The organism is Paenibacillus sp. F411 (assembly GCF_017582705.1).
GTDB lineage: Bacteria > Bacillota > Bacilli > Paenibacillales > Paenibacillaceae > Paenibacillus_AQ > Paenibacillus_AQ algicola.
Genome location: NZ_JAGFIP010000051.1, coordinates 1 through 776 on the forward strand (window position 1 = coordinate 1; position 776 = coordinate 776).

A 776-nucleotide genomic window follows, 5' to 3' on the forward strand; every position below is an offset into this window, starting at 1 on the left:
AGCCCCTTGGTTTAGGCTGTTCCGCGTTCGCTCGCCGCTACTGACGGAATCACTCTTGTTTTCTCTTCCTCAGGGTACTTAGATGTTTCAGTTCCCCTGGTATGCCTCCCTCTGCCCTATGTGTTCAGGCAGCGGTGACTGGATATTACTCCAGCCGGGTTTCCCCATTCGGACATCCCCGGATCAAAGCTTGCTTACAGCTCCCCGAGGCCATTTCGTCGTTCGCCACGTCCTTCATCGGCTCCTAGCGCCTAGGCATCCTCCGTGTGCTCTTAGTAGCTTAACCTGGTGCGATCTATTCGCGCCAGGCGCTCTCTTGAACTCTTATTTCCCTGATTGTGTAAACCACTCCAAGGTTGAAATAAGATTTCAAAGGATCTCCTGTCACGATTATATCGCTGCTACATTTAACTTCCTTGGTCATTCTCATGACACAAGATCAGCTTAAAGGATCTTTCTAAAACGCAAATTCGTTTCGTTATCTAGTTTTCAAGGATCAAGTGATGAAATTGAATGGTGGAGCCAAGGGGGATCGAACCCCTGACCTCCTGCGTGCAAGGCAGGCGCTCTCCCAGCTGAGCTATAGCCCCTCAAATTCCATCAAAACTGAACAAATGGAAACTCGTTATTTGAATGCTTCCGTTGCAGGAAGCGATTCTCCATAGAAAGGAGGTGATCCAGCCGCACCTTCCGATACGGCTACCTTGTTACGACTTCACCCCAATCATCTACCCCACCTTCGGCGGCTGGCTCCCTTGCGGGTTACCCCACCGACT

General features: G+C 50.6%; 1 tRNA gene and 2 rRNA genes. All 3 read right to left on the reverse strand.

Features of this window, described 5'->3' with window-relative positions:
* A 23S ribosomal RNA gene (locus JJQ72_RS20240) occupies positions 1-286 on the reverse strand; the annotation flags it as partial.
* Positions 287-514: 228 nt separating this feature from the next.
* Positions 515-590 (reverse strand) — tRNA-Ala (locus JJQ72_RS20245).
* Between the two features lie 75 nt (positions 591-665).
* A 16S ribosomal RNA gene (locus tag JJQ72_RS20250) occupies positions 666-776 on the reverse strand; the annotation flags it as partial.